The organism is Amycolatopsis sp. NPDC003865 (assembly GCF_053605345.1).
Map to the genome: position 1 here is coordinate 264,243 of NZ_JBSGJA010000012.1, position 21,911 is coordinate 286,153.

Below are 21,911 nucleotides of genomic sequence, written 5' to 3' on the forward strand. Positions count from 1 at the left end.
CTCGGCTGACCGCCCCCATGCGCGCCGACTCCGGCCCCCGGCGGTTCGGGCGCAGTCTCTCACGCCGACCCGGCCCGCGTCGGGCCGGTCGGAGCATCTCGATCAGATCAATCTCGTCGTAGATATTGTCAACAATTTCATCGACGATTAGTGTGCGAGTATCGAAGCCCAGAAGCGACGAGGAACCACCTTGATCATCGACTGCCACGGCCACTACACCACCGCCCCGCCCGCCCTCGCGGCGTGGCGTGAGCGGCAGATCGCGGCGCTGGCCGGAGAGGCCACCTCGCCCAGGCCGGCCGACCTGCGCATCAGCGACGACGAACTGCGCGAAACGATCGAGCCGAACCAGCTGCGCCTGATGGACGAACGCGGCATCGACCTCACGATCTTCTCGCCGCGCGCGTCGTTCATGGCCCACCACATCGGGGACTTCGAGACTTCCCGGGCGTGGGCCGCACTCTGCAACGAGCTCTGCCACCGCGTCAGCGCGCTCTACCCCGAGCGGTTCGCCCCCGCCGCGATGCTCCCCCAGTCGCCGGGCGCCGACCCCGCCACCTGCCTGCCCGAGCTGACCCGCTGCGTCGAGGAGTACGGCGCCGTCGCGCTCAACCTCAACCCCGATCCCAGCGGCGGCCACTGGACCGCGCCGCCGCTCACCGACCGGTCGTGGTACCCGATCTACGAAAAGATGGTCGAGTACGACATCCCGGCCATGGTGCACGTCAGCACCAGCGTGAACCCCGCGTTCCACACCACCGGCGCGCACTACCTCAACGCCGACACGACCGCGTTCATGCAGCTCGTGCAGGGCGACCTGTTCACCGACTTCCCGACGCTGCGGCTGATCATCCCGCACGGCGGCGGCGCGGTGCCCTACCACTGGGGCCGGTTCCGCGGCCTCGCGATGGCGCTGGGCAAGCCCGAGCTGGAAGACCACGTGCTGAACAACGTCTTCTTCGACACCTGCGTCTACCACCAGCCCGGCTCGGACCTGCTCTTCGACGTCGTCCCGGCGCGCAACATCCTGTTCGCGTCCGAGATGATCGGCGCGGTCCGCGGCGTCGACCCCCGCACCGGCCACCACTTCGACGACACGCGCCGGTACGCCGAAGCCGCGAAACTGTCCGAAGAGGACTGGGCGGCCATCCGCGAACACAACGCCCGCGCCGTCTACCCGCGACTGGACACCCTCCTCAAAGGACAGGGCCGATGACCAAGACACCCGGCTGGCTGGACTGGTACGCACATCCGTCCACTCCGGACTTCCGGCTCCCACCGGGCACTGTGGACGCGCACTGCCATGTCTTCGGCCCGCAGGACCAGTTCCCCTTCGCGCCCGAACGCAAGTACACGCCGTGTGACGCGAGCAAGGAACAGCTCTTCGCGTTGCGGGACCACCTCGGCGTCGCGCGGAACGTCATCGTGCAGGCCACCTGCCACGGCGCCGACAACTCGGCCATGGTCGACGCGGTGAAAGCGGCGGACGGCCGGGCCCGCGGGATCGCTACCGTCCGCCCGGACGTCGATGACGCGCAGCTGCGCGCACTCGACGCCGCCGGCGTACGCGGGGTGCGGTTCAACTTCGTGAAACGGCTCGTCGACGCCTCGCCCGAAGAGGACTTGAGCACCATCGCGAAGAAGATCGCGCCGCTCGGCTGGCACGTGGTGCTCTACTTCGAAGCCGCCGACCTGCCCGAGCTCGAAGACTTCTTCGGCGAGCTGCCCGCACCGCTGGTGATCGACCACATGGGACGCCCGGACGTCACGAAACCCGTCGACGGCCCGGAGTTCTCGCGGTTCCTGAAGTTCGTGGACCGCAACGACGTCCACGTGAAGGTGAGCTGCCCCGAGCGCCTCACCGTCACCGGCCCACCGGCCCTCGACGGCGAACGGCACGCGTACACCGACGTCGTGCCCTTCGCCCGGCGCGTCGTGACGGAGTTCCCGGACCGGGTGCTGTGGGGCACCGACTGGCCACACCCGAACCTGAAGAACCACATGCCCGACGACGGGCTGCTCGTCGACCACGTCCCGCACATCGCGGAAACGCGGGAGCTGCGGCGGAAGCTGCTCGTCGACAACCCGATGCGCCTCTACTGGCCCGGCGAAACCGCCTGAAACCCCGAAGGGCATGCAATGCAGCACGCCAACGCGCTCAACCGGCTGAACCGGCTGCCGATCTCACGGTTCCACAAGCTCACCCTGCTCGCCGTCTCGTTCGCGTACTTCTTCGAGTTCGCGGACATCAACAGCTTCGCCACCACCGCGCCCAAGCTGATCAAGCTGTGGGGCGTCACGGTCGACCAGGTCGCCTACGTGACCTCGCTGTCGTTCGTGGGGATGTTCTTCGGCTCGGTCATCGCGAGCAAGCTCGCCGACCGCTGGGGCCGGAAGAACGCGCTCATGTGGACCACCGTGTGGTTCGGCGCCTTCTCGTTCGCGGCGGTGTTCTCCTGGGACATCGTGTCGCTCGGGGTGTTCCGCGTCCTGACGTCGGCGGGGCTGTCGGCGATGACGGTCGTCGCGGTGATCTACGTCAGCGAGCTCTACCCGGCGGCGAGCCGCGGCAAGTACCAGGCGTACGCGATCGTGATCGGCATCTGCGGCACGCCGGTGACGAACCTGATCGCGAGCGCGGTGGTGCCGATCAGCTCGTGGTCGTGGCGGCTGGTGTACCTGTGGGGCGCGCTCGGCGTGCTGCTGGTGCTGTTCACGCGGCAGCTGAAGGAATCCCCGCGCTGGTACGAAAGCCGCGGCGAGCACGCCAAGGCGGACGCGGTGCTGCGCGAGATCGAAGAGCGCGTCGCGGCGGAGAAGGGCCCGCTGCCGGAGCCGGCCCCGCCGGTCGACGAGGCGCCGGTGACCAAGGCACCGCTGCGGTTGCTGCTGCAGAAGAAGTACCTGATGCCGACGTTGCTGCTGACGGTGCTGTGGGTGACGCAGACGATCGGCTTCTTCGGCTACTCGAGCTGGGCGCCGACGCTGCTGGCCAAGGAGGGCTTCAGCGTCGAGAAGTCGGTCTTCTACGTGGCGCTGACGACGGTGGGCGCGCCGCTGGGCTCGTACCTGGCGGCGCTGGTGACGGACCGCTTCGAGCGCAAGTGGTGCCTGGTCGCGTTCGGCACGGTCATCGCGCTGTGCGGTCTGTTCTACGGGCTGACGTTCAACCCGGTCCTGATCGTGGTGTTCGGCTTCCTGGTGAACCTGTTCGAGCGCGGCTACACGGCACTGGGGTACGCGTACTCGCCGGAGCTGTTCGACACGCGGGGCCGCTCGCTGGGAACGGGAGTGTCGTACGGCCTCGGCCGGCTGTCCAACGCGGCGGGGCCGCTGATCGTGGCCGCGTTGTACAACGGGAGCGGCTACCAGAGCGTGTTCCTGTTCATCGCGGGGACGTGGCTGGTGGGCGCGGTCGTGCTGGCGGTGTTCGGCCCGAAGACCCGCGCGGCTCGGCTCCGAAGCGCGCCCGCGGCCAAGCCCGCCGGGGTCTGAGCCACCGGACCGGGGCCGCGGCGGAACGCGGCGGCCCTGGTCCATCAAGCCAATTTGATGTATTTTACCCGCATGGAGCCGCCCGCGTTCGTCCGGCTGGCCGCCCACCCCCTCCGGTGGGCGCTGCTGTCGGCGCTGGCCGGGAGCGACCTCCGCGTGCGCGAGCTGACCGAACGCCTCGGTCAACCGCAGAACCTCGTCTCCTACCACCTGCGGCTGCTCCGCGACGGCGGGCTCGTCGCCGCCACGCGCAGCAGCTACGACGGCCGGGACAGCTACTACCACCTCGACCTGGACCGCTGCGCGACCGCGTTGGCCGAGACCGGTGCGGCATTGCACCCCGCGTTGCGCGGCGAGACACCTCCGGTGACGCACGGAACCATCGCCGTGCTCTTCGTCTGCACCGGCAACAGCGCCCGCTCCCCCATCGCCGAAGCCCTGCTGCACCGGCGCGCCGGCGGCCGCATCGATGTCGCCAGCGCCGGTACGCGGCCCAAAGCCGCGCTGCACCCCGACACGCTGCGAGTGCTGCGGGACGACTTCGGCATCGACCTCGCCGGGCAGCGGCCGCGGGCCCTCGACGCCCTCGCCGGACGGCGGTTCGACCACGTCGTCACCTTGTGCGACAAGGCCCGCGAGGTCTGCCCCGAGTTCCCCAGCCGCCGCCACTGGAGCCTGGCCGAGCCCGACGGGTACGCCGCGTTCCGCCGGACGGCGGCCGAAATCGACGTCCGCGTCCGGCACCTGCTGCCGGATCTCGTGGTGGCACAAGGCAAGGAGGCCCAGCCGTGACCGAGGAGTACGCCAGCGTCCGGTACGTCGTCGACGACGTCCCGGCGGCCCTCGACTTCTACACCACCCACCTCGGCTTCACCGTCCGGATGAGCGCGGGGCCCGCGTTCGCCGACGTCGTCCGCGGGCCGCTGCGGCTGCTGCTGTCCGGGCCCGCCAGCTCCGGCGCCCGCGCCACCCCCGCCGACGCCGCGGCCGCCGGCCGCAACCGCATCCACCTGGTCGTGCCCGACCTCGACGCCGAGATCGCCCGGCTGACCGACGCGGGCCTCACCTTCCGCGGGGACGTCGTCGCCGGGCCCGGCGGGCGGCAGATCCTGCTGGCCGACCCCGCAGGCAACCTCGTCGAGCTGTTCGAGTCCGCCCACTAGGTCGTCAGCGCGGCGTGGCCGGCGTCGAAGCTGCGCAGCGCCGCGCCCACCGCGGCGGCCACCGTGACCTCGAAGATCTCGTCCTCGCCGCACCCGGCGGCGAGCAACGCGCGGACGTCGTCGTCACGCACGCGGTGGGACGCGTCGCGGACCAGCGCCGCGTAGCCGGCCCACGGCGCGGGCAGCCCCTCGCCCGTGCCCGCGGCCCGGCGCAGCTCGGGGCTCGTGTGCGCCGGCTGGTCGAAGACGCTCTCCCGGAGGTCGGCCGGGCCGTCGGCGAGCAGGAAGCCCGGGAACCGGTAGCCCGCGCGGTGCAGCGCCCGCGTGCCCGCCTTCAGCTGCCCGTCGAGCAGCTCGAAGCCGAACGCGTTCGCGAGGCGGTTGACGATGTTCCACACCAGGTTGACGTTCAGCGCTTCCGAAACGGCGTGCGCCGGCAGGGTGCGCAGCGGCGCGGTGCCGAGCTCGGCGTCCCGCGAGACGTCCTCGAGAAACCGTTGCACGGCAAGCAGTTCCGGACGGGGCTCGAGGTCACCGCCCCCGGCGACGCGCACCAGTTCGGCGTGCGTCACCACGCAGAACGGGCACTCGTGCACCCGCGCCGTGCTCATCGCGAGGTGTTCGCGCTCGGCGGCCGTCCAGTACGACTCGCCGCGCATCGCGGGTGCCGTCAGGTCCAGCAGCGGCCGGGTCAGGAAGCCCGGCCGGTACAGCAGCAGTTTGACGATGTCGGGGCTCGTGACGCCGGAGAGCTTGCCCGTGACGGCCATGAAGAGCCGGGCCCGGCGGCGGTGGCCGTGGTCCAGGATGGACAGTCGCATCAGGACTCCAGTTCGCGGAGGCGGCGGTCGAGGAAACGCCGGTCGGCCGGGGCTTCGGTGAGTTCGCGGGCCCGCCGGTACGCGACGGCGGCGTCCTCGGGACGGCCGAGGCGGCGCAGCAGGTCCGCGCGGGCGGCGTGCCACAGGTGGTAGCGGTCGAGCCCGTCGACGGCGTCGACCGCGGCCAGGCCGGGCTCGGGGCCGGCCGCCATCGCGACGGCCACGGCGTGGTTGAGCGCGACCACGGGTGACGGCGTGAGCGCCCGGAGCCGGGCGTAGAGCGCGGCGATGCGAGCCCAGTCGGTGTCGGCGGCGACGCGGGCCTGCGCGTGCTGGGCCGCGATCGCCGCCTGCAGCTGGTACGGCCCGACGGTGCCGTGGCGCAGCGCCCGCCCGAGCACGCCGAGCCCTTCGGCGATCTCGGCGCGGTCCCACCGGCCGCGGTCCTGGTCCTCGAGCAGGACGACGTCGCCGCCGGAGGTGTAGCGCGCGGCCGAGCGCGAGTCCTGCAGCAGGAGCAGCGCGACCAGGCCGAGCGCCTCCGGCTCGTCCGGCATCAGGGCGGCCAGCAGTTTCGCCAGCCGGATCGCTTCGCGCCGCAGTTCGGCGGGCTCGTCCCGGCCCGACGGCGACGCGTAGCCCCGGGTGAAGACGAGGTAGATGACCGCGAGGACGCCGGCCAGGCGGTCGGGCAGCAGGTGGTCCGGGGGGACGCTCAGCGAAATGCCCGCGTCGCGGATCTTGCGTTTCGCCCGCACCAGCCGCTGCGCCAGCGCCGGCTCGGCGACGAGGAACAACCGGGCGATCTGCGCGGCGGTCAGGCCCGCGACCGCCTGCAGCGTCAGCGCCACGCGGGCGTCTTCGGCCAGGGCCGGGTGGCAGCACGTGAACAGCAGGCTCAGGCGGTCGTCGCCGACCTCGGCGAGCCGGTCGTCGGGCAGGCGCACCGTGGTCACCCCGCTTTCCCTGGCCGCGAGCTCGGCCAGCTTGGCCCGGCCGACGCGGGCCCGGCGGATCCGGTCCACGGCGCTGTTGCGCGCCGCGGTCAGCAGCCAGGCCGCGGGGTCGTCCGGGACGCTCCCCTCCCAGGTCCGCAGTGCCCGCGCGACCGCGTCCTGCAGGGCGTCTTCGGCGAGCTCGAAGTCGCCGAGCACCCGGACCAGCGCGGCCAGCAGCCGCGCGCGGTCCTCGCGGTAGACGCGTTCGACGACGGCGGCCGGGTCAGCCACGGGCGGCGCGGTGGTCCAGCCCGGGCACGCCGGCGACCGGGCGGACCTCGATCGACCCCTGGGAGGCCATCGGGCACAGCGCCGCGAGCTCCAGGGCTTCGTCGAGGTCGCGGCAGTCGAAGACGTACACGCCGCCGAGGTGCTCGTGGGTTTCGGCGAAGGGTCCGTCCGTGATGAGTGTCCGGCCCTCCTGCACGGTCACCGTCGTGGCCGTGTGCTCGCCCTGCAGCGGGTGGCCGGAGACGAAGACCCCGCGACGGCGGCATTCGTCGGCGTAGGCGTTGACGGCGGCCAGCGCCTCCTCGAACCCGGGGTCACCCGGCTCGGGCCGTTCGCAGTTGTAGATCAGCAGCATGTAGAGCACGCGCGCTCCTTCGTCCGGCGTCGGTCGAAGAGGATGACGAACGGGACGACGGTATCTCGACAGGTGCGGCGGCACTCGCCGGCGATCAGCCCCCCTGGCGCCGTCGCCGGATCCGGTCGGCCTGGTCCTGGAGCCGCCGTGCGTGACCGCGAGCCCGGGCGGCACGCAGCCGGAACAGCTCGGCGCGCTCGGGGTCACTGGCGCGCGCCGCGGTGTCCTCGTTCGTGACAGCCATCGCCGACCACGTCGCCGCCAGCGCCTGATAGCTACGCCAAGTCGGGACCAAGCCGCCTCGAACCGCGGTCAGCCCCACCTTCTCCGGTTTACCGCCGGACGCCACCGACGTTTACTACCCGGCCGGGGCGCACCTCAACCCGACGGGCCGGAAATTACCAAAGGTAACTTCTGTTGCCATCTTGACTTTACCAATGGTCAGGAGGAGAGTCCTCGCCACCTGATTCGTCTAGACCAATTAGGGAGCTCCGGCGGACGGCCATCCTCAGGAGGAGACCCATGTCCCGCAGAACCCGGACCACCACCGCAGTCCTCACGAGCGCCGCGACCGTGGCCGCGACGGCCCTGATCCTCTCCGGCGGGGCCGCCGCGAGCCCGACGGCCGCGGCGGCCGCCGACTGCGGGGTGCTGTTCGACGACTTCCACTACGGCTCCCCCACCGACTCCGCGTTCAGCGGCGCCGGCTGGACCACGCGCAACGACGTGGGCAGCCCCGGCGTGCCGGGCGCACGGTGGCTGACCGGCAACGTCACCTTCCCGACGGTGAACGGCGAGCGCGTCGCCCAGCTCGCCGCGAGCACCGACGGCAGCGCGGCCGGCACGACGCATTCGGAGATGTACCAGAACCAGCTGCGGTTCTTCGAAGGCACGTACGCCAGCCGGGTCCGCTTCACCGACGCGCCGGACAGCGGCACCGACGGCGACCACGTCAACGAAACGTACTTCACGATCTCGCCGCTGCGGTACGACCGCGACCCGCTCTACAGCGAGCTGGATTTCTCGGAATACCTGCCCAACGGCGGCTGGGGCGGCCCCACGGCGAACTACCAGACCAGCTGGTACACCTACTGGAACAGCCCGACGTGGGACGGCCTGCGCACCTCCACCGCGCAGAACCGCAGTTTCGCGGGCTGGCACGACATCGTCACGCAGGTGTCGGGCGGCCACGTGAAGTACTACATCGACGGCGTGCTCACCGCGGACCACACCACCGACGCGCAGGGCGACCCGGTGTACCCGCGGACGCCGATGTCGATCAACTACAACATGTGGTTCATCGACACGGCCGGGCACACGAGCGGAAACAGCGTCTACACCGAACAGGTCGACTGGACGTACTACGCGGGCAACCAGGTGGTTTCGCCTTCGGACGCCGTCGCCCGCGCGGGTTCGTACCGCACGGCCGGAACGTCCCATGTGGACACCGTCAACGGCTGCACCACGCCGACCACCCCGCCGGCGACCACGACTCCCACGACGCCGACCACACCGGCCACACCCACGACGCCTTCGCAGCCCGCCGACTGCTCGACAGCGCCCGAATGGGACTGGGGCACGGTGTACCTCGGCGGCCAGCGGGTGAAGCACAACGCGCACCTCTGGCAGGCGAACTGGTGGACCCAGGGGTCCGAACCCGGCCTCACCGCCCAGTGGGCCGACCTCGGCCACTGCTGAAGTCCGGCCGCGGCCCGGGTCACAGGGACCACCCCGGGCCGCGGCCACCCACCCATCCGAAGCGCCCCACCCACCTCCCTCACTCCCCGGGAACTCCCATGCGCAGACGCACTTTCGCCGCCGCCCTGGCCGTCGCCGCCGTGACCGCCACCGCCGCCTGCGGTACCGACACCCCCGCCCCCGCCGCCCAGGGCGGCGGGCAGCTGACCGTCTGGCTGATGAACGGCGACCTCTCCGACAAGGCCACCGCGGCGATCAACGCCGCGTTCGAGAAGGCCACCGGCGCGAAGGTCACCGTGCAGATCCAGGAGTGGGACAACATCAACACCAAGATCAGCACCGCCCTCGCGCAGGACAACACCCCCGACGTCATCGAGATCGGCAACACCGACGTCCCGCTCTTCGCCGCCAACGGCGCACTCGCCGACCTGAACCCCCACCGCGACGAGCTCGCCGCCGGGCAGACCTGGCTGGACGGCCTGGCCGGACCGGCCACTGTGGACGGACACCTCTACGGCGCCCCGCTGTTCGCCGGCAACCGCGCGGTCGTCTACGACAAGCAGGTCTGGGCCGACGCCGGGATCACCGCACCCCCGAAGACGTTCACCGAGCTCACCCAGGACCTCGACAAGATCAAGGCCAAGCACCCGGCCGCCGACTACTCCGCCTTCCACTTCCCCGGCAAGTACTGGTTCGGCGCGCTGCAGTTCGTCTGGGACGCCGGCGGGCAGATCGCCACGCAGAAGGACGGCAAGTGGGCCGGCGCGCTGGAAAGCCCGGAAGCCCAGAAGGGACTCCAGGCCTGGAAGGACTTCCAGAACGCCTACTCCTCCCCCGCGTCCCGCAACGTCGACACCAAGGCCCCCGACCAGGCCGCGATCTTCTCCGCCGGCGGCGCCGGGGCGATCCTCGACACGAGCGTCAACACGGTCGTCAAGAACAAGCCGGAGCTGAAGGACCGCCTGGGCACCTTCCCGTTCCCCAGCGCGACCCCCGGCAAGACGCAGCCGGTCTTCCTCGGCGGGTCCGACCTCGCCATCGCCGCCAAGAGCCGCAACTCCGACCTCGCGCTCGCCTACCTGAAGGCCGCGACGGACCCCGCCGTCCAGCGCGACGCGATCGTCGGCATCGACGGCTGGACCCCCATCTCCACCCAGCTGATCGACCGGATCACCCCGACGCTGCCGCCGCTCAACGCCGCCTTCGCCACCGCGGCCAAGACGAGCGTCGCCACCCCGGCCGCGCCCGGCTGGGCGACCATCGAGAGCGACAAGTCGATCAACACGTTCTTCGCGGACATCGCCACCGGGCGCCGGCCGATCGCCGACGCCGCCAAGGACTTCGACGCTCACCTGACCGAGGCGCTGAACGCCCGCTGACCGGCGGGGTGGCCCGGCCGACTGCCGTCCCCAACCGGGCCACCCCGCCCCTTTCCGCGAAGGAGTCCTCGTGTTGCTGGAGAAAGCGCCGCCCGAAGCCCCGCCGAGACCGGCCGCGCCGCGCCGGCGTCGCGCGCTGCTGCCCTACGGCCTGCTGCTGCCCGCGACCGTCCTGCTGGGACTCGTCCTGGGCTACCCGCTGGTCCGGCTGATCGTCATTTCGCTGCAGCACTACAGCCTGCGGTCCCTGTTCACCGGCACGACGTCCTTCGCGGGCTTGGCCAACTACGCCGCGGTCCTCGGCGACGACCAGCTGCTCCCGGTCCTCGCCCGCAGCATCGGGTTCTGCGCGGCCCTGGTGGCCGGCACGCTGGTCGTCGGGTTCGGCGTCGCGCTGCTCCTGCACCGCCTCGGCCGCGGCATGCGCACCGCGGTCACGCTCTGCCTGATCGCCGCCTGGGCACTGCCGAACGTGGCGTCCACTTTGGTCTGGCAGTGGCTCTTCCAGCCCGGCTACGGCGTGGTCAACTGGCTGCTCACGAAGCTCGGTTTCGGCGACCTCACCCAGCACGACTGGACGACGTCACCGGCGTCGGCGTTCACCCTGGTCTGGCTGCTCGTCGTCTGGCAGTCCGTGCCGTTCGTCGCCCTCACGCTCTACGCGGGCCTGGCACAGATCCCGCGGTCCTACTACGAAGCCGCCGCCCTCGACGGCGCCGGGGCGTGGCGGGTGCACCGCACCATCACCGTCCCGTTCCTCCAGCCGATCCTCGGCCTGGTCACCATCCTCTCGGTGATCTGGGACTTCACCGTGTTCAACCAGATCTGGATCCTCACCCAGGGCGGCCCGAACGACGGCACGACGACCCTGGGCATCTGGACGTTCACCCGCGCGTTCAGCCGCAACGACTTCGGGCAGGGCGCGGCGATCGCCGTCGTCTCGGTCGCGCTGCTGGTCGGCATGACGGCCGTGTACGTGCGCCGGCTCGTCCGCTCCGGGGAGGACCTGTGATCCGGCGGATCGGCCGCAACACCGCGGCCGTCGTCTTCTGTCTCGTGTGGATCTTCCCGGTCTACTGGATGGTGCTCACGGCGTTCAAGCCCGCGGGCAAGATCCTCCAGCCGACACCGGAGTTCCTGCCCTTCGACGTCACCTTCGCCAACTTCGCCGACGCCCTCGCCAAGCCGGGGTTCGTGCCGGACCTCGTCAACAGCGTGGTGGTCGTCGTCGCGGTGGTCGCGCTGTCCATCGTGGTCGCGTTCCTGGCCGCGACGGCGCTGACGCGCTTCCGGTTCTTCGGGCGCCGCGGCTTCCTGATCGGCGTCCTGGTGCTGCAGATGGTGCCGGTGCCCGCGCTGGTCATCCCGCTGTTCCTCGGCCTCAAGAGCGCGCACCTGCTCGACACGCTGTTCGGGCTGGTCCTGACGTACGTGGCGCTCGTGCTGCCGTTCACGATCTGGACGTTGCGCGGGTTCCTGCACGGCATCCCGGTCGAACTGGAGGAGGCGGCGATGGTCGACGGCGCGACGCGCGGACGGGTCATGCGCTCGGTCCTGCTGCCGCTGGTGTTGCCCGGGCTGATCGCGACCAGCGTGTTCGCGTTCATCACGGCGTGGAACGACTTCCTCTTCGCCTACGTGATCATGAAGGACAGTTCCGGCTACACGCTGCCGGTGTGGCTGGTGTCGTTCAGCACGAGCACCGGCACCGACTACGGCGGCCTGATCGCCGCGTCCACGCTGTTCGCGCTCCCGGTCGTCGTCTTCTTCGCGCTCGTGCAGCGCCACCTGGTCGAGGGCATGACCGCGGGCGCGGTGAAGGGCTGATGATCATCCCCCACCCCGCGCGGCTGACCCGCCGCGCCGGCTCCTTCGCGCCGGCCGGCGGGCTGCGCGTGCTGGCCGGCCGCGGCGCCGGCCCCGCGGCGCGCCTGCTCGCCGGCTACCTCCCCCGGCCGTCGATCCACAGTGGACCCGCGATCCGCCTCGACCTCGTACCCGACGGCAAGCACGGGCTCGAAGGCTACGAACTCGACGTCACACCCACCGGAGCGCTCCTGACCGCGTCGACCGAAGCCGGGCTGCGCAACGGCGTGCAGACCCTCCGCCAGCTGGTGCCGCTGCACGGGCCACCGCGGCTGCCCTGCCTGCACGTCCACGACGCGCCGCGGCTGCCGTGGCGGGGCGTGCTGCTCGACGTCGCCCGGCACTTCATGCCGCTGGAATTCCTGCGCGAGTTCGTCGATCTCCTCGCCCTGCACAAGTACAACGTCCTGCACCTGCACCTGACCGACGACCAGGGCTGGCGGATCGAGATCGACGGACGGCCGCGGCTGACCGAGGTCGGCGCGTGGCGCACGGAGTCGATGGTCGGGGCGGCCGGCAGCGACGTCTACGACGGCGTTCCCCACGGCGGCTTCTACACCCAGCGCGAGCTGCGGCAGCTCGTCGCCTTCGCGGCCGACCGCGGCGTGCGGATCGTGCCGGAGATCGACCTGCCCGGGCACGTGCGCGCGGCCCTGGCCGCCTACCCCGAACTGGGCAACCGGCCGGACGTGCGGCTGCCGGTGTGGACCGCGTGGGGCATCAGCCCGGACATCCTCGGCGTCCACGACGGCGCGTTCGCCTTCTGCCGCGAGGTCCTCACGCAGGTCGCGGACGTCTTCCCGGCGCGGCACCTGCACATCGGCGGCGACGAGTGCCCGACGACGCAGTGGGCGGCGAACCCGCTCGCACGGGCCAAGGCGGCCCAGCTCGACCTGGACGACACGGCCGAGCTGCACCCGTGGTTCCTCCGCGAGCTGCACCGGTTCCTGACCGGCCTCGGCCGGCAGGCCGTCTGCTGGGACGAGACCGGCCACGCCGCCGGCCGGCTGCCCGCGGACCTGGTCGTCACCGCCTGGCGCGACGCCGCGCACGGCGCCCTCGCCGTGGCCCGCGGCCACCAGGTGATCATGGCACCGCACACGTCGACGTACTTCGACTACCGGCAGAGCGAAGAGCCGGGCGAACCGCCGCGCGCGGACGTCACGACACTCCGGGACGTGTACCGCTTCGACCCACTGGCGGGCGGGCTCCCGATCAGCGACGGCACGCGACCCGGAGTGCTCGGCACGCAGGCCCAGCTGTGGACCGAGCACGCCCCGACCCCGGACCACGTGCGGCACCTGGCGTTTCCGAGGCTCTGCGCGCTCGCCGAACGCGCGTGGTCGCCACCGGCGCGCAGTTATGCTGAATTCCGGGAGCGCCTGGCCGGCCACCTCGAGCGGCTGCGCGCCCTGAACGCCCTGCCCAAGGAGCGCGTCCGGTTCGCCGGCGCGCTCGGAACCTCCGGGAAGACGCTGCCTTGACCGCTGTGCCCTCAGGGGCTTCGCCCCAGGCCGGGGGCTCCGCCACCCGGAGCCCCCGGGAAAACGGTGGCGAGCCGGCGGACCGCCCGCCCACCGTGAAGCGCGACCGCGTCCGGCGGCACCTGCTCAAGGTGATCGAGAACGCCGGCCCCGGCACCGGGCTGGCTTCGGAGCGCGACCTGGCCGCGGAGCTGGGCGTGTCCCGCCCGACCGTCCGGGCGGCGATCGACGAGCTGACCCGCACCGGGCTTTTGGTGCGCCAGCGCGGGCGCGGGACGTTCACGAGCCCGCAGAAGGTGACCCAGGAACTCGCGACGGGCCTGGCCGTCCCGCCCGCGGAGGGGCACTGGACGAGCCGGGTGGTCGCCTTCGCCCTCGCCCCGGCCCCGCGGTCCCTGGCCGCCGACCTGGACCTCGAGCCGGGGACGCCGGTGCTGCGCGTGACGCGGGTCCGCCACGTCGACGACGAGCCGATCGCGATCGAACAGCTGGCGCTGCCGGCGGCCCTGGTCCCCGGGCTCGCCGTCGCGGACCTGGAATCGGGCAACTTCTACCGGCTGCTGCGCGAGCGGTTCGGGATCGTCGTGTCGGACGCGGTGCAGACGATCGAGCCGGCGGTGACCAACCCGGAGCAGGCCGAGCTGCTCGAAATCGCGGTGTACGCGCCGATCCTGCACATCGAGCGGCTCACCCGCGACACGACGGGCCGGGTGGTCGAGCTGACGCGCTCGGTGTACCGGGGCGACCGGTACCGGATCACGTCGAAACTCCGGTTCGACGCCGAATCCGGCTGAGCGCATCCGTAAATAGATCATCACCGCGGTCGAATCCGGCCGGTTTTCGCGACCGGCCATTACCCGATCGAGTGACATCGCGACGACATCCGGGTGATCAGACCTTGGAAATCCCCTTGTCACAGCAGGTGTACGTTGTTTCGCATCGGTAACGAACTGCGCTGTTGGCATCGCCTTTCTGGCGCCCGGGTGAGAGCGCTTCAACGCACTCCCGGCACGGCATAGGATTTTCCTTCGGCCGGGAAAACGATTCCCGGAATCCACTCCCGTGAAAGAATCGAGGACCATTCATGCGAAGACGCGTGCTGGGCGCCGTGCTGCCCCTCGTGCTCGTCGCGGCTTCCGCCGTCGCACTGCCGGTCACCGCCGACGCCGCCGCCGTCTCGGGGCTCACGAAGTCCGTGCAGGGCACCGGTTCCCCCGCCGACCACGGCGCCACCGCGAACTGGGTCATCGGCTACGACGACCAGGCCACCGGCAGTGGCGCCGCCACGATCACCGACGCGATCGGCGCGGGCCAGGCGTTCCAGTCCGGCTCGCTGCACGCCCCGCCCGGCTGGACGCCGTCGTGGTCCACCGACGGCACCACCTTCACCGGCACCGAACCCGCGTCCGGCGTCACCGCGGTGCGGGCGAGCGACCCCGACGCCGGGCCCGACGCGACCTCGCTGTCCGGCGCCCTCACCCCGCCCGTGCAGGCGGTCACGACGGCGACCGGCGGCGACGGCTTCAGCCCGATCCTGTACCGCACGCCGGGCGGCACGCTGCAGGCCTGGAACATCTACCACCACCTGGGGGCCACTTCGCCGAAGGTGGTCTGCACCGACCTCGCCACCGGGCAGCGCTGCCCGGGCGGCCCGTGGCCGAAGGTGCTCAACACCGCACCCGGCCCGCTCGGCACCCTGGGGGCCGGGGACATCGCCAGCACGATGGTCGAGCAGTACGTGCGGGACCCCGCCGCGCCGGCGAAGGTCTACTACCCCGCCGTCACCGCGTCCTCGGTCGGCGTCGGCTGCCTCGACCTGGCCGCCGCGGCCAACTGCGGCTACTGGGCGCTGTCGCCCACCGGCGGCTCCCCGGCGGTGAACAGCGTCGGCGGCTTCGTGGCGGCCGGCGGCAACCTCTACGGCATCGTCAGTTCCGGTGCCGTGGTGTGCTGGACGATGGCCACGCAGAGTGCCTGCGGCGGCCAGCCGTACGCGCCGATCGTGCCGGCGGCCAACCAGCCGTACGTCTACGGCGGGGTGACGGTCGCGGCGGGCAAGGTGTTCGCGTCGACGTCGAACCCGGGCACCGGGCAGCAGCCGTCGCTGGGCTGCTTCGACCCCGCGACCGCGACGGCGTGCGCGAACTGGGCGTCGTCGCGCCCGACCGGCCCCGCGGGCAACTACAACTACAACGACTACACGGCGTTCGACCCGGGCGGCGCCCCGGTGGGCGCGTGCGCGACGACGACCGGCAGCCCCGACGTGACGACGTGCTACGCGCTGGACGGGTCCGCCCTCGCGGCCCCGGCGGGCCCGGCCGCGCTGCCGGCCGGCGTGTACGCGTTCCCGCCGGAGGTCGTCACCGATCCCGGCGGCCACGTGCGCAGCTACCTGCCGATCTGGAACGGCGGCTACGCGGGTGCGGCGCTGTGCCACGACTGGACGACGGGCGCGGCGTGCGCGGGTCTGCCGGGACCGATCCCGCACCCCACGGTGAACGGCGGGGCCACGCGGGACTACGGGTATTCGTACGACCCGCCGTCCGGCTGCCTGATCGGGCTGGGCGACGCGGGCGTGCTGTTCTCGATGGATCCGGCGACCGGGGCCACGCCGTGCGTCCGTTCGGGCGGGCAGGTGACGCTGAAGCCGGGTGACTTCTACTGCGACGGCGGCGGCTCGCACGTCCAGGGCTACACGGCCGCGCGGCTGACGGGCGTCGACCCGGCGAACGTCGACTTCGCGGCGTCGCGGGTGACGGTCGTCGACTCCGGCGGCGCGACGGTGCCGACGCCGGGCTTCGCGCCGGACGGCTCGGTCGACCTGACCGGGGTCTCCGTGGCGGCGCACCCGTCGATCACGGTGACGACGACGCTGGTCCTGCACTCCGCGGCCGGGTTCGCCGGCCGGCTGGTGGTGGACTACGCGGGCGACGCGCCGCAGCTGTGCTTCCGCACCACGATCTCGGCGGACTGCGCGGTGTCCTCGGTGGCGAACACGGCGTCGGGCACGGATTCGACGGAATCGTTCACGTCGAACACGGTGACGCTCCCGGTGGCACCGGGCGCGTCGTGCACGCCGAAGGTCAAGGTGGAGAAGGAGATCTGCGCGTCGTCGTCGGCTTCGAAGTGCGGCCCGGGCGGCGCGGGACCGTGGGCGAAGCAGGCGGGGGTCGGGCTCCTGGGCCTGCTGAACGCGACGGCGTACTGGCGGATCACGGTGACGAACCTCGGCCCGGTCGGGATCACGTCCGCGCACGTGGTGGACAGCGTGGAACCGTCCTGCCAGACGGCGGACTTCACGTTGGCGGCGGGTCAGTCGAAGCAGGTGTACTGCTCGACGTACGCGTTGCTGAGCCTGTTCCCGATCACGAACCAGGCGAAGGTGGGTTATGTGCCGGTGAACGTCCCGCCGGGGACACCGCCGTCGCACACGGGGTGGTCGTCGGCGACCGCGTGTTCGCTGTTGTGCATCCTGTAGGAGGCCTGAGGTGACGGCCCGCGGGGGAAGTCCCCTCGCGGGCCGTCCCCACCACCGAGGAGCACCATGGCGGACATCGAAGAGCGCTACCGCGCCTACCTCACCTGCCTGAACGAACGGCGGTTCGCCGATCTCGGCGCGTTCACGCACGATCCGGTCGTCCACAACGGCCGCACCCTGAGCGTCGCCGAGTTCCGGGACCTCCTGAAGCGCGACGCCACCGAGATCCCCGATCTCCACTACGCCATCGAACGCCTCGTCGTCCAAGGCGACCAGGTCGCGTGCCGCATCCGGTTCGACTGCACCCCGGCCGAGCCCTTCCGCGGCATCCCGCCCACCGGCGAGCGCGTTTCGTTCGTCGAGCACGTCTTCTACCGCTACGACAGCGGCAAGATCGCCGAGATCTGGTCCCTCGTCGACACCGACGCCCTCCGGGAGCAGCTCACACCGTGACCGGCTCCGGCTTTTCGACCTTCGGGGAGACCGCCGGCGCCATCAGCACCGCGCACAGCGGGACCGCCATCGCGATCGCCGCCAGCACGAACACCGGGAACAGGAAGGAGAACACCTCCACCCCGGCCGGGTCCGGGGCGTTCATGTCCATGTGCATCTCGACCGCCGCCATGCCGGTGTAGTGCATGCCCGTCACCGCCGCGCCCATCACGAACCCCGCCAGCAGCCGCAGCGACAGCCGGTCCAGGAACACCGCGAACCACAGCGCCGCCGTCGCCGCCACCACCGCGATCACCACCGACAGCGCCACCAGGCCGCCGTCGTAGCCGAAGTCGCCCTTCACCCGCAGCGCCGACATCCCCGTGTAGTGCATGACGTTCACCGCCAGGCCCGTGATCACGCCGCCGAGCGCGAGGCGCCACCAGCCGAACTTCGCGCGCCCGCCGACCACGACCAGGCCCGCGAACACCGCCGCCACCGCGAGGATGGCCGACAGGACCGTGCGGAAGACGTCGTAGCGGACCGGCATCCCCGGCGTGCTGAAGCCGAGCATCGCCACGAAGTGCATCAGCCAGATGCCGACGCCGCCGATCGAGACCGCCGCCAGCACCAGCCACCGCATGCGGTAGCTGGGGTTCGCCGTGTGCCGGGCCTGCACCGCGCACGCCAGCCCCAGCGCGCAGCCCACCACCGACGTCAGGTACGCGAGCACGAGCAGCCAGTGCCCCAGCGCGAAATGCTCCATCGCAAAAGTCCTTCCTACAGGTCGCGCAGCCCGTGCAGCACGCGTTCCATCAGGTCGTGGCGCTCGTCCCAGGTGGAGGTGTCCGACAGCGTGTCGCGGACGATCACCAGGTTGTCCTGCATCAGGTCCGACACGAGCACGCGGACGACGCCGAGCGGCAGCGACAGCAGCGCGGCGATCTCCATCAGCGACCGCGGCCGCAGGCACAGCTCGGTGACCTCCGCCAGCGCGCTCGACCCGAGGTAGCCGGCTTCGGCGCGGCCCGCCGCGGTGGTCTCGACCAGCGCTTCGACGGCGATCTCGACCGCCGGCGCCGTCCGGCCTTCCGTCCAGGCGTACGGGCGGGCCAGCGACGCGCTGCGCCGCGGCTCCTCCCCGGACGGCCCGGGCGGCGGGTCGTCGATCACCGGTGGTCCTGGGCCACCGGCATCTCGCGCGCGGGCACGTCGACCTTCTGCCCCACCCGCTCGACCAGCATCGTCATCTCGTAGCCGACCAGCCCGATGTCGCAGCCGGTCGAGGCGAGCACGACGAGGTTCGAGCCGTCGCCCACGCTCATCAGCAGCAGGAACCCCTGCTCCATCTCGATGACCGACTGCACCACCCGCCCGGCGGTGAACAGCTCGGCGGTGCCCAGCGACAGGCTGGACAGGCCGGCCGCGATGGCCGCCAGCTGGTCGGCGCGCTCGCGGGGCAGCGTCTCGTCGGCGGCCACGAGCAGGCCGTCGGCGGAGACGAGCACGGCGTGCGCGACCCCCGACACGTCCTGGACGAACCCGTTGACCAGCCAGTTCAGCGTCGCCGTCCGTTCGGCCGGTGCGGCCGGCCCGGGGAAGGCCAGCGTCCCGCTGAGGGATCGGGCCGACGGTTCGGTGCCGGCCCGGCGCGGCACGTCGGGAAGTTCCGTCATCGCGGATCCACTTCGTCCTTTCGTGGTTCTTCGGCGCGGGCGGCGGTCTCCTGCCGGGCCGCGCGCATGCCCTGGTAGTGGCGGGAGAGACTGCTGCGCACGGCGGCGGCGTCGCGGAACGACCCGCCGTTCTGCTCGCGCACGCGCGGAACGGCCGCCCCGGGGGCGAGCTGGGCACCGGGCCGCCGGGTGGGCAGGCCGGCGTCGGTGAGCCGCTGCGCCACGGCGGGCTTGAGAGCGCTTTCGGCGGCTTGCCGCGCGCGATCGGCGGGGGTGTCCCACTCGCCGATGACGGGCTTTTCGGCCCGGGTGACGGGCTTTTCGACGGAGGTCGGCCAGTCGGCGTGCGCCGAAGCGGGTTCGGGCCGGGCGGCCGGCTCCGCCGGCCCGGCGGCCGAAGCAGTCGGCGCCGCCGCGGTTTCGACCCCACCGGGCCACTCCGCCCCCTCGCCGCGACCGGCCGGCTCGGCGGCAGAAGTCCCTTGCGCGGCAACGGTCCCGCCGCCGGGCCACTCCGCGGGCTCCACCGGCTCGGCCTCCGACGGTGCCTGCTTCCCCACCGCCGGCCACTCCCCCGGCGCCGCCGACCCGTTCCGGCGGACCACCGGTTTCGCGGCCGGCTCGGTGAACCAGCTCGTCACCACCTGCTCGAAGATCGGCGTCGACGCCTGCGCCGGCACGACCGGGGGCCGGGGGTGGCCGTTGCGGTTCGCGCCCGCGGACACCAGCCTCCCGCCGCCGATCGGGCGGGCCAGGTCCGCGATCACCAGCGCGCCCGGGACGTGAACACTCGCCGTCACCCCCGCGTGGCGGGTGCCCGTGCCCGTCGCGCGCAGCCGGACCGTCACCCCGTGCAGCGCCGCCAGCCTGCCGACCACGAACAGCCCCATCCGGCGGGTCGTCTCCGGGCCGACCGTGCCGGCCGCCGCCAGCCGCTCGTTGACCGCCGCGAGCTCCGCCGGGGTCATGCCCAGCCCCTGGTCGACGACCTCGATGAGCAGGCCGCCGTCGGCGCCGCGGTCGGCCGTCAGCGCCACCTTGTGCTCCGGTGGCGAGAAGCGCGTCGCGTTCTCCAGCAGCTCCGCGAGGATGTGCACCACGTCCGCCGCCGCTTCGGGCTGCACCGAGCTGCGCGGCGCGTTGCCCATCGCCACCCGCCGGTAGTCCTTGACCTCCGACGTCGCCGCGCGCAGCAGGTCGCGCGTCGGCACCGGTTCGCGGCCGTGCCGGACCGGGCGGCCGCCCGCCAGGACGTGCAGGTTCTCGCCGTTGCGGCGCAGCCGGGTCGCGATGTGGTCGATCCGGAACAGCTCGTCGAGCCGCTTCGGGTTCTGCTCGCCCGCTTCGAGGTCTTCGATGATCGACAGCTGCTGCTCGACCAGCGACTGGCTCCGCCGCGACAGCGTCATGAACATCTCGCTGACCTGCTTGCGCAGCTCGGCCTGTTCGACGGCGAGCCGGACCGCCTGCCGGTGCATGTCGTCGAAGGCGCTCGCCAGCTGCCCGATCTCCTCCTCGGTCTTGACGCCGGAGTCGGGCACCGCGCGCCAGTCGACGTCGTGGCCCTCCCGGACCTGCCGGACGGTCTCCGGCAGCTGTTCGTTCGCCGCGCGCAGGGCGGCCGCGCGCAGCCGGCGCACCGGCGTCACCAGCGAACGCACCACCAGCAACGCGATCGCGAGCGCCCCGAGCAGCGCGCCGAGGACCAGTGCCGTGTCGCGCAGCGAGTCCGACCGGGCGCGGTCGGCCGCGGCCGAGACGTCGGCCGCCAGTTTCGCCGAGACGTCGCTCAGCACGGCCGTCACGCCGGTGGTCTCGGCGGCGATCGAAGGGGCGAACGACGCCAGCGCCGCGGTGCTTCCGTTCCCGGTGTCCTGCAGCGTGTCGAGGCGTTCTTCGGCGGAACTCACCGCCGCCTTGAACCGGTTCAGCCCGTCACCCGCGAGCTGGTGCTCGACCTGCTCGCCGAGGACCTCCTGCTCGGCGGCGGTCTGCACGGCGGCCGGGCGCAGCGACGCGTCGTCGGGGCTGTTCTGCGCCGCTCGCGCGTAGGTCTCCTCGGTGGCCAGCTCGGCGCGCAGGTGCACCAGCAGCCGGGTGGTCTCCGCGCCGGCCGCGGTTTCGGCGCCGGCGTCGGCCGGGACGAACGCCGGCACGAGGTCGCCGAGGCTGGCGATGATGTCGTTGTAGCCGTCGGCCTTGCTCCGGACGTCGCCGCCGCCGGTGCCGGCCGCGCGGATCCCGGCGAGCTTGCCCAGCGCGGTGTTCAGCGCGCGGCCGCTGTCGGCGGGCAGCGGCGCGAACCCGGTGTCGCGCTGGACGGCGGCCACCTTCGCGTCGACGGACGCGGTCAGCGTGTTCGGCGCGCCGGCCGGGACGGCGACCGCGGCGACCATTTCCTCACCCAGCGACTTGGTCAGGTCGATCGTGTCGCGCAGCACGGGCAGCCGGTCGCGGGCGGCGCTGAGCGCGGTCGCGCGGTCGAGCTCGCCCTGGATCCGGATTTCCGCGAGCGCCACCGCGACCAGGACCGGCAGCAGGAGGACGACGCTGATCTTGGTGCGGACGCTCCAGTGCGCCGGCCACCACGCGGCGTCCACCGGCAGGCGGGGCGTGGATCTGCTTTCGTGCATGGCGGAATCGCTCGATTCCCAGCCGCGCGCACGGCTGACGTCGAACTCGGACAGGACGAGGGCCCCAGGGCCGACCACGGAGGACGTGGCGTGATCGAACCGACCAGCAGAGAACCTCACGCCCGGCATCCTTGTCAACCCTAAGCAGCGGCGTTTCGGAACGCGCCGGTCGAATTGATCGCGATTCTCTCCGGTGGTTTAC

At 72.1% G+C, this 21,911-nt stretch carries 21 protein-coding genes; 13 read left to right on the plus strand and 8 right to left on the minus strand.

Annotated features, from left to right (window positions below; genetic code table 11):
* The first annotated feature begins 190 nt into the window (after window positions 1-190).
* The 5 genes from ACWEVP_RS28020 (at window position 191) to ACWEVP_RS28040 (ending at window position 4,658) form a co-directional block, all read left to right on the plus strand.
* The gene (locus ACWEVP_RS28020; protein ID WP_452065540.1) at window positions 191-1,216 is read left to right on the plus strand and encodes an amidohydrolase family protein; all 1,026 of its coding nucleotides are present in this window, start codon (window positions 191-193) and stop codon (window positions 1,214-1,216) included.
* The gene (locus ACWEVP_RS28025; protein ID WP_452065541.1) at window positions 1,213-2,121 is read left to right on the plus strand and encodes an amidohydrolase family protein; all 909 of its coding nucleotides are present in this window, start codon (window positions 1,213-1,215) and stop codon (window positions 2,119-2,121) included. The genes ACWEVP_RS28020 and ACWEVP_RS28025 overlap by 4 nt, the downstream gene beginning before the upstream one ends.
* Window positions 2,122-2,139: 18 nt before the next feature.
* Complete coding sequence (locus ACWEVP_RS28030; RefSeq protein WP_452065542.1) at window positions 2,140-3,495, plus strand: MFS transporter; 1,356 nt, start codon at window positions 2,140-2,142, stop codon at window positions 3,493-3,495.
* Window positions 3,496-3,567: 72 nt separating this feature from the next.
* Window positions 3,568-4,287, plus strand: coding sequence for an arsenate reductase/protein-tyrosine-phosphatase family protein (locus ACWEVP_RS28035; protein WP_452065543.1), 720 nt, complete (start codon window positions 3,568-3,570; stop codon window positions 4,285-4,287).
* Complete coding sequence (locus tag ACWEVP_RS28040) at window positions 4,284-4,658, plus strand: VOC family protein (protein ID WP_452065544.1); 375 nt, start codon at window positions 4,284-4,286, stop codon at window positions 4,656-4,658. The genes ACWEVP_RS28035 and ACWEVP_RS28040 overlap by 4 nt, the downstream gene beginning before the upstream one ends.
* On the opposite strand, the gene ACWEVP_RS28045 is transcribed toward ACWEVP_RS28040, so the two are convergent.
* The 4 genes from ACWEVP_RS28045 to ACWEVP_RS28060 all read right to left on the minus strand — a co-directional run bounded on the left by ACWEVP_RS28045 (window position 4,655) and on the right by ACWEVP_RS28060 (window position 7,307).
* Window positions 4,655-5,479 carry a hypothetical protein gene (locus tag ACWEVP_RS28045; protein WP_452065545.1) on the minus strand — a complete coding sequence of 275 codons (825 nt, stop codon included), beginning with the start codon at window positions 5,477-5,479 and terminating at the stop codon, window positions 4,655-4,657. The two genes, ACWEVP_RS28040 and ACWEVP_RS28045, sit on opposite strands and share 4 nt — an antisense overlap.
* Window positions 5,479-6,708, minus strand: a complete 1,230-nt coding sequence (locus ACWEVP_RS28050; RefSeq protein WP_452065546.1) for an RNA polymerase sigma factor — start codon at window positions 6,706-6,708, stop codon at window positions 5,479-5,481. Before ACWEVP_RS28050 ends, ACWEVP_RS28045 begins: the two co-directional genes overlap by 1 nt.
* Complete coding sequence (locus ACWEVP_RS28055) at window positions 6,701-7,072, minus strand: YciI family protein (RefSeq protein WP_452065547.1); 372 nt, start codon at window positions 7,070-7,072, stop codon at window positions 6,701-6,703. Before ACWEVP_RS28055 ends, ACWEVP_RS28050 begins: the two co-directional genes overlap by 8 nt.
* An 85-nt stretch (window positions 7,073-7,157) precedes the next feature.
* Window positions 7,158-7,307 (minus strand): hypothetical protein, encoded by a 150-nt coding sequence (locus ACWEVP_RS28060; RefSeq protein ID WP_452065548.1) that lies wholly within the window; start codon window positions 7,305-7,307, stop codon window positions 7,158-7,160.
* A 278-nt stretch (window positions 7,308-7,585) separates the two neighbouring features.
* Between ACWEVP_RS28060 and ACWEVP_RS28065 the strand changes: the two genes are divergently transcribed.
* The 8 genes from ACWEVP_RS28065 (at window position 7,586) to ACWEVP_RS28100 (ending at window position 17,421) form a co-directional block, all read left to right on the plus strand.
* Window positions 7,586-8,761, plus strand: coding sequence for a carbohydrate-binding protein (locus ACWEVP_RS28065; RefSeq protein ID WP_452065549.1), 1,176 nt, complete (start codon window positions 7,586-7,588; stop codon window positions 8,759-8,761).
* 98 nt (window positions 8,762-8,859) lie between these two features.
* Entirely contained in the window at window positions 8,860-10,140 is a 1,281-nt protein-coding gene (locus ACWEVP_RS28070) for an extracellular solute-binding protein (protein ID WP_452065550.1), read from the plus strand.
* Between the two features lie 70 nt (window positions 10,141-10,210).
* Window positions 10,211-11,152 carry a carbohydrate ABC transporter permease gene (locus ACWEVP_RS28075; protein ID WP_452065551.1) on the plus strand — a complete coding sequence of 314 codons (942 nt, stop codon included), beginning with the start codon at window positions 10,211-10,213 and terminating at the stop codon, window positions 11,150-11,152.
* Window positions 11,149-11,967: a carbohydrate ABC transporter permease gene (locus ACWEVP_RS28080; protein ID WP_452065552.1), complete on the plus strand. Its 819-nt coding sequence runs from the start codon at window positions 11,149-11,151 to the stop codon at window positions 11,965-11,967. Before ACWEVP_RS28075 ends, ACWEVP_RS28080 begins: the two co-directional genes overlap by 4 nt.
* Window positions 11,967-13,490, plus strand: a complete 1,524-nt coding sequence (locus ACWEVP_RS28085; RefSeq protein WP_452065553.1) for a beta-N-acetylhexosaminidase — start codon at window positions 11,967-11,969, stop codon at window positions 13,488-13,490. The genes ACWEVP_RS28080 and ACWEVP_RS28085 overlap by 1 nt, the downstream gene beginning before the upstream one ends.
* Before the next feature lie 95 nt (window positions 13,491-13,585).
* The gene (locus tag ACWEVP_RS28090) at window positions 13,586-14,284 is read left to right on the plus strand and encodes a GntR family transcriptional regulator (RefSeq protein WP_452065554.1); all 699 of its coding nucleotides are present in this window, start codon (window positions 13,586-13,588) and stop codon (window positions 14,282-14,284) included.
* A gap of 290 nt (window positions 14,285-14,574) precedes the next feature.
* Window positions 14,575-16,968: a DUF7617 domain-containing protein gene (locus ACWEVP_RS28095; protein WP_452065555.1), complete on the plus strand. Its 2,394-nt coding sequence runs from the start codon at window positions 14,575-14,577 to the stop codon at window positions 16,966-16,968.
* Window positions 16,969-17,034: 66 nt separating this feature from the next.
* Window positions 17,035-17,421: an ester cyclase gene (locus ACWEVP_RS28100; protein WP_452065556.1), complete on the plus strand. Its 387-nt coding sequence runs from the start codon at window positions 17,035-17,037 to the stop codon at window positions 17,419-17,421.
* Here the strand turns inward: ACWEVP_RS28100 and ACWEVP_RS28105 are convergent.
* From ACWEVP_RS28105 to ACWEVP_RS28120, 4 genes are read right to left on the minus strand one after another with little or no spacing between them, the layout of a single operon-like run.
* Window positions 17,411-18,166 carry an MHYT domain-containing protein gene (locus ACWEVP_RS28105; RefSeq protein WP_452065557.1) on the minus strand — a complete coding sequence of 252 codons (756 nt, stop codon included), beginning with the start codon at window positions 18,164-18,166 and terminating at the stop codon, window positions 17,411-17,413. The two genes, ACWEVP_RS28100 and ACWEVP_RS28105, sit on opposite strands and share 11 nt — an antisense overlap.
* Before the next feature lie 14 nt (window positions 18,167-18,180).
* The gene (locus ACWEVP_RS28110; RefSeq protein ID WP_452065558.1) at window positions 18,181-18,573 is read right to left on the minus strand and encodes a DUF742 domain-containing protein; all 393 of its coding nucleotides are present in this window, start codon (window positions 18,571-18,573) and stop codon (window positions 18,181-18,183) included.
* Window positions 18,570-19,076 carry a roadblock/LC7 domain-containing protein gene (locus ACWEVP_RS28115; protein WP_452065559.1) on the minus strand — a complete coding sequence of 169 codons (507 nt, stop codon included), beginning with the start codon at window positions 19,074-19,076 and terminating at the stop codon, window positions 18,570-18,572. The genes ACWEVP_RS28110 and ACWEVP_RS28115 overlap by 4 nt, the downstream gene beginning before the upstream one ends.
* Window positions 19,073-21,709, minus strand: coding sequence for an ATP-binding protein (locus ACWEVP_RS28120; RefSeq protein WP_452065560.1), 2,637 nt, complete (start codon window positions 21,707-21,709; stop codon window positions 19,073-19,075). Before ACWEVP_RS28120 ends, ACWEVP_RS28115 begins: the two co-directional genes overlap by 4 nt.
* Window positions 21,710-21,911 lie beyond the last annotated feature (202 nt).

Excerpts from the sequence above, each read along its gene's own strand:
- ACWEVP_RS28060 (WP_452065548.1), bottom strand. The coding sequence starts at position 7,307 with ATGGCTGTCACGAACGAGGACACCGCGGCGCGCGCCAGTGACCCCGAG.
- ACWEVP_RS28105 (WP_452065557.1), bottom strand. The coding sequence starts at position 18,166 with ATGGAGCATTTCGCGCTGGGGCACTGGCTGCTCGTGCTCGCGTACCTG.
- ACWEVP_RS28095 (WP_452065555.1), top strand. The coding sequence starts at position 14,575 with ATGCGAAGACGCGTGCTGGGCGCCGTGCTGCCCCTCGTGCTCGTCGCG.
- ACWEVP_RS28035 (WP_452065543.1), top strand. The coding sequence starts at position 3,568 with ATGGAGCCGCCCGCGTTCGTCCGGCTGGCCGCCCACCCCCTCCGGTGG.
- ACWEVP_RS28100 (WP_452065556.1), top strand. The coding sequence starts at position 17,035 with ATGGCGGACATCGAAGAGCGCTACCGCGCCTACCTCACCTGCCTGAAC.
- ACWEVP_RS28085 (WP_452065553.1), top strand. The coding sequence starts at position 11,967 with ATGATCATCCCCCACCCCGCGCGGCTGACCCGCCGCGCCGGCTCCTTC.
- ACWEVP_RS28115 (WP_452065559.1), bottom strand. The coding sequence starts at position 19,076 with ATGACGGAACTTCCCGACGTGCCGCGCCGGGCCGGCACCGAACCGTCG.
- ACWEVP_RS28070 (WP_452065550.1), top strand. The coding sequence starts at position 8,860 with ATGCGCAGACGCACTTTCGCCGCCGCCCTGGCCGTCGCCGCCGTGACC.
- ACWEVP_RS28030 (WP_452065542.1), top strand. The coding sequence starts at position 2,140 with ATGCAGCACGCCAACGCGCTCAACCGGCTGAACCGGCTGCCGATCTCA.
- ACWEVP_RS28120 (WP_452065560.1), bottom strand. The coding sequence starts at position 21,709 with ATGCACGAAAGCAGATCCACGCCCCGCCTGCCGGTGGACGCCGCGTGG.
- ACWEVP_RS28065 (WP_452065549.1), top strand. The coding sequence starts at position 7,586 with ATGTCCCGCAGAACCCGGACCACCACCGCAGTCCTCACGAGCGCCGCG.
- ACWEVP_RS28025 (WP_452065541.1), top strand. The coding sequence starts at position 1,213 with ATGACCAAGACACCCGGCTGGCTGGACTGGTACGCACATCCGTCCACT.
- ACWEVP_RS28045 (WP_452065545.1), bottom strand. The coding sequence starts at position 5,479 with ATGCGACTGTCCATCCTGGACCACGGCCACCGCCGCCGGGCCCGGCTC.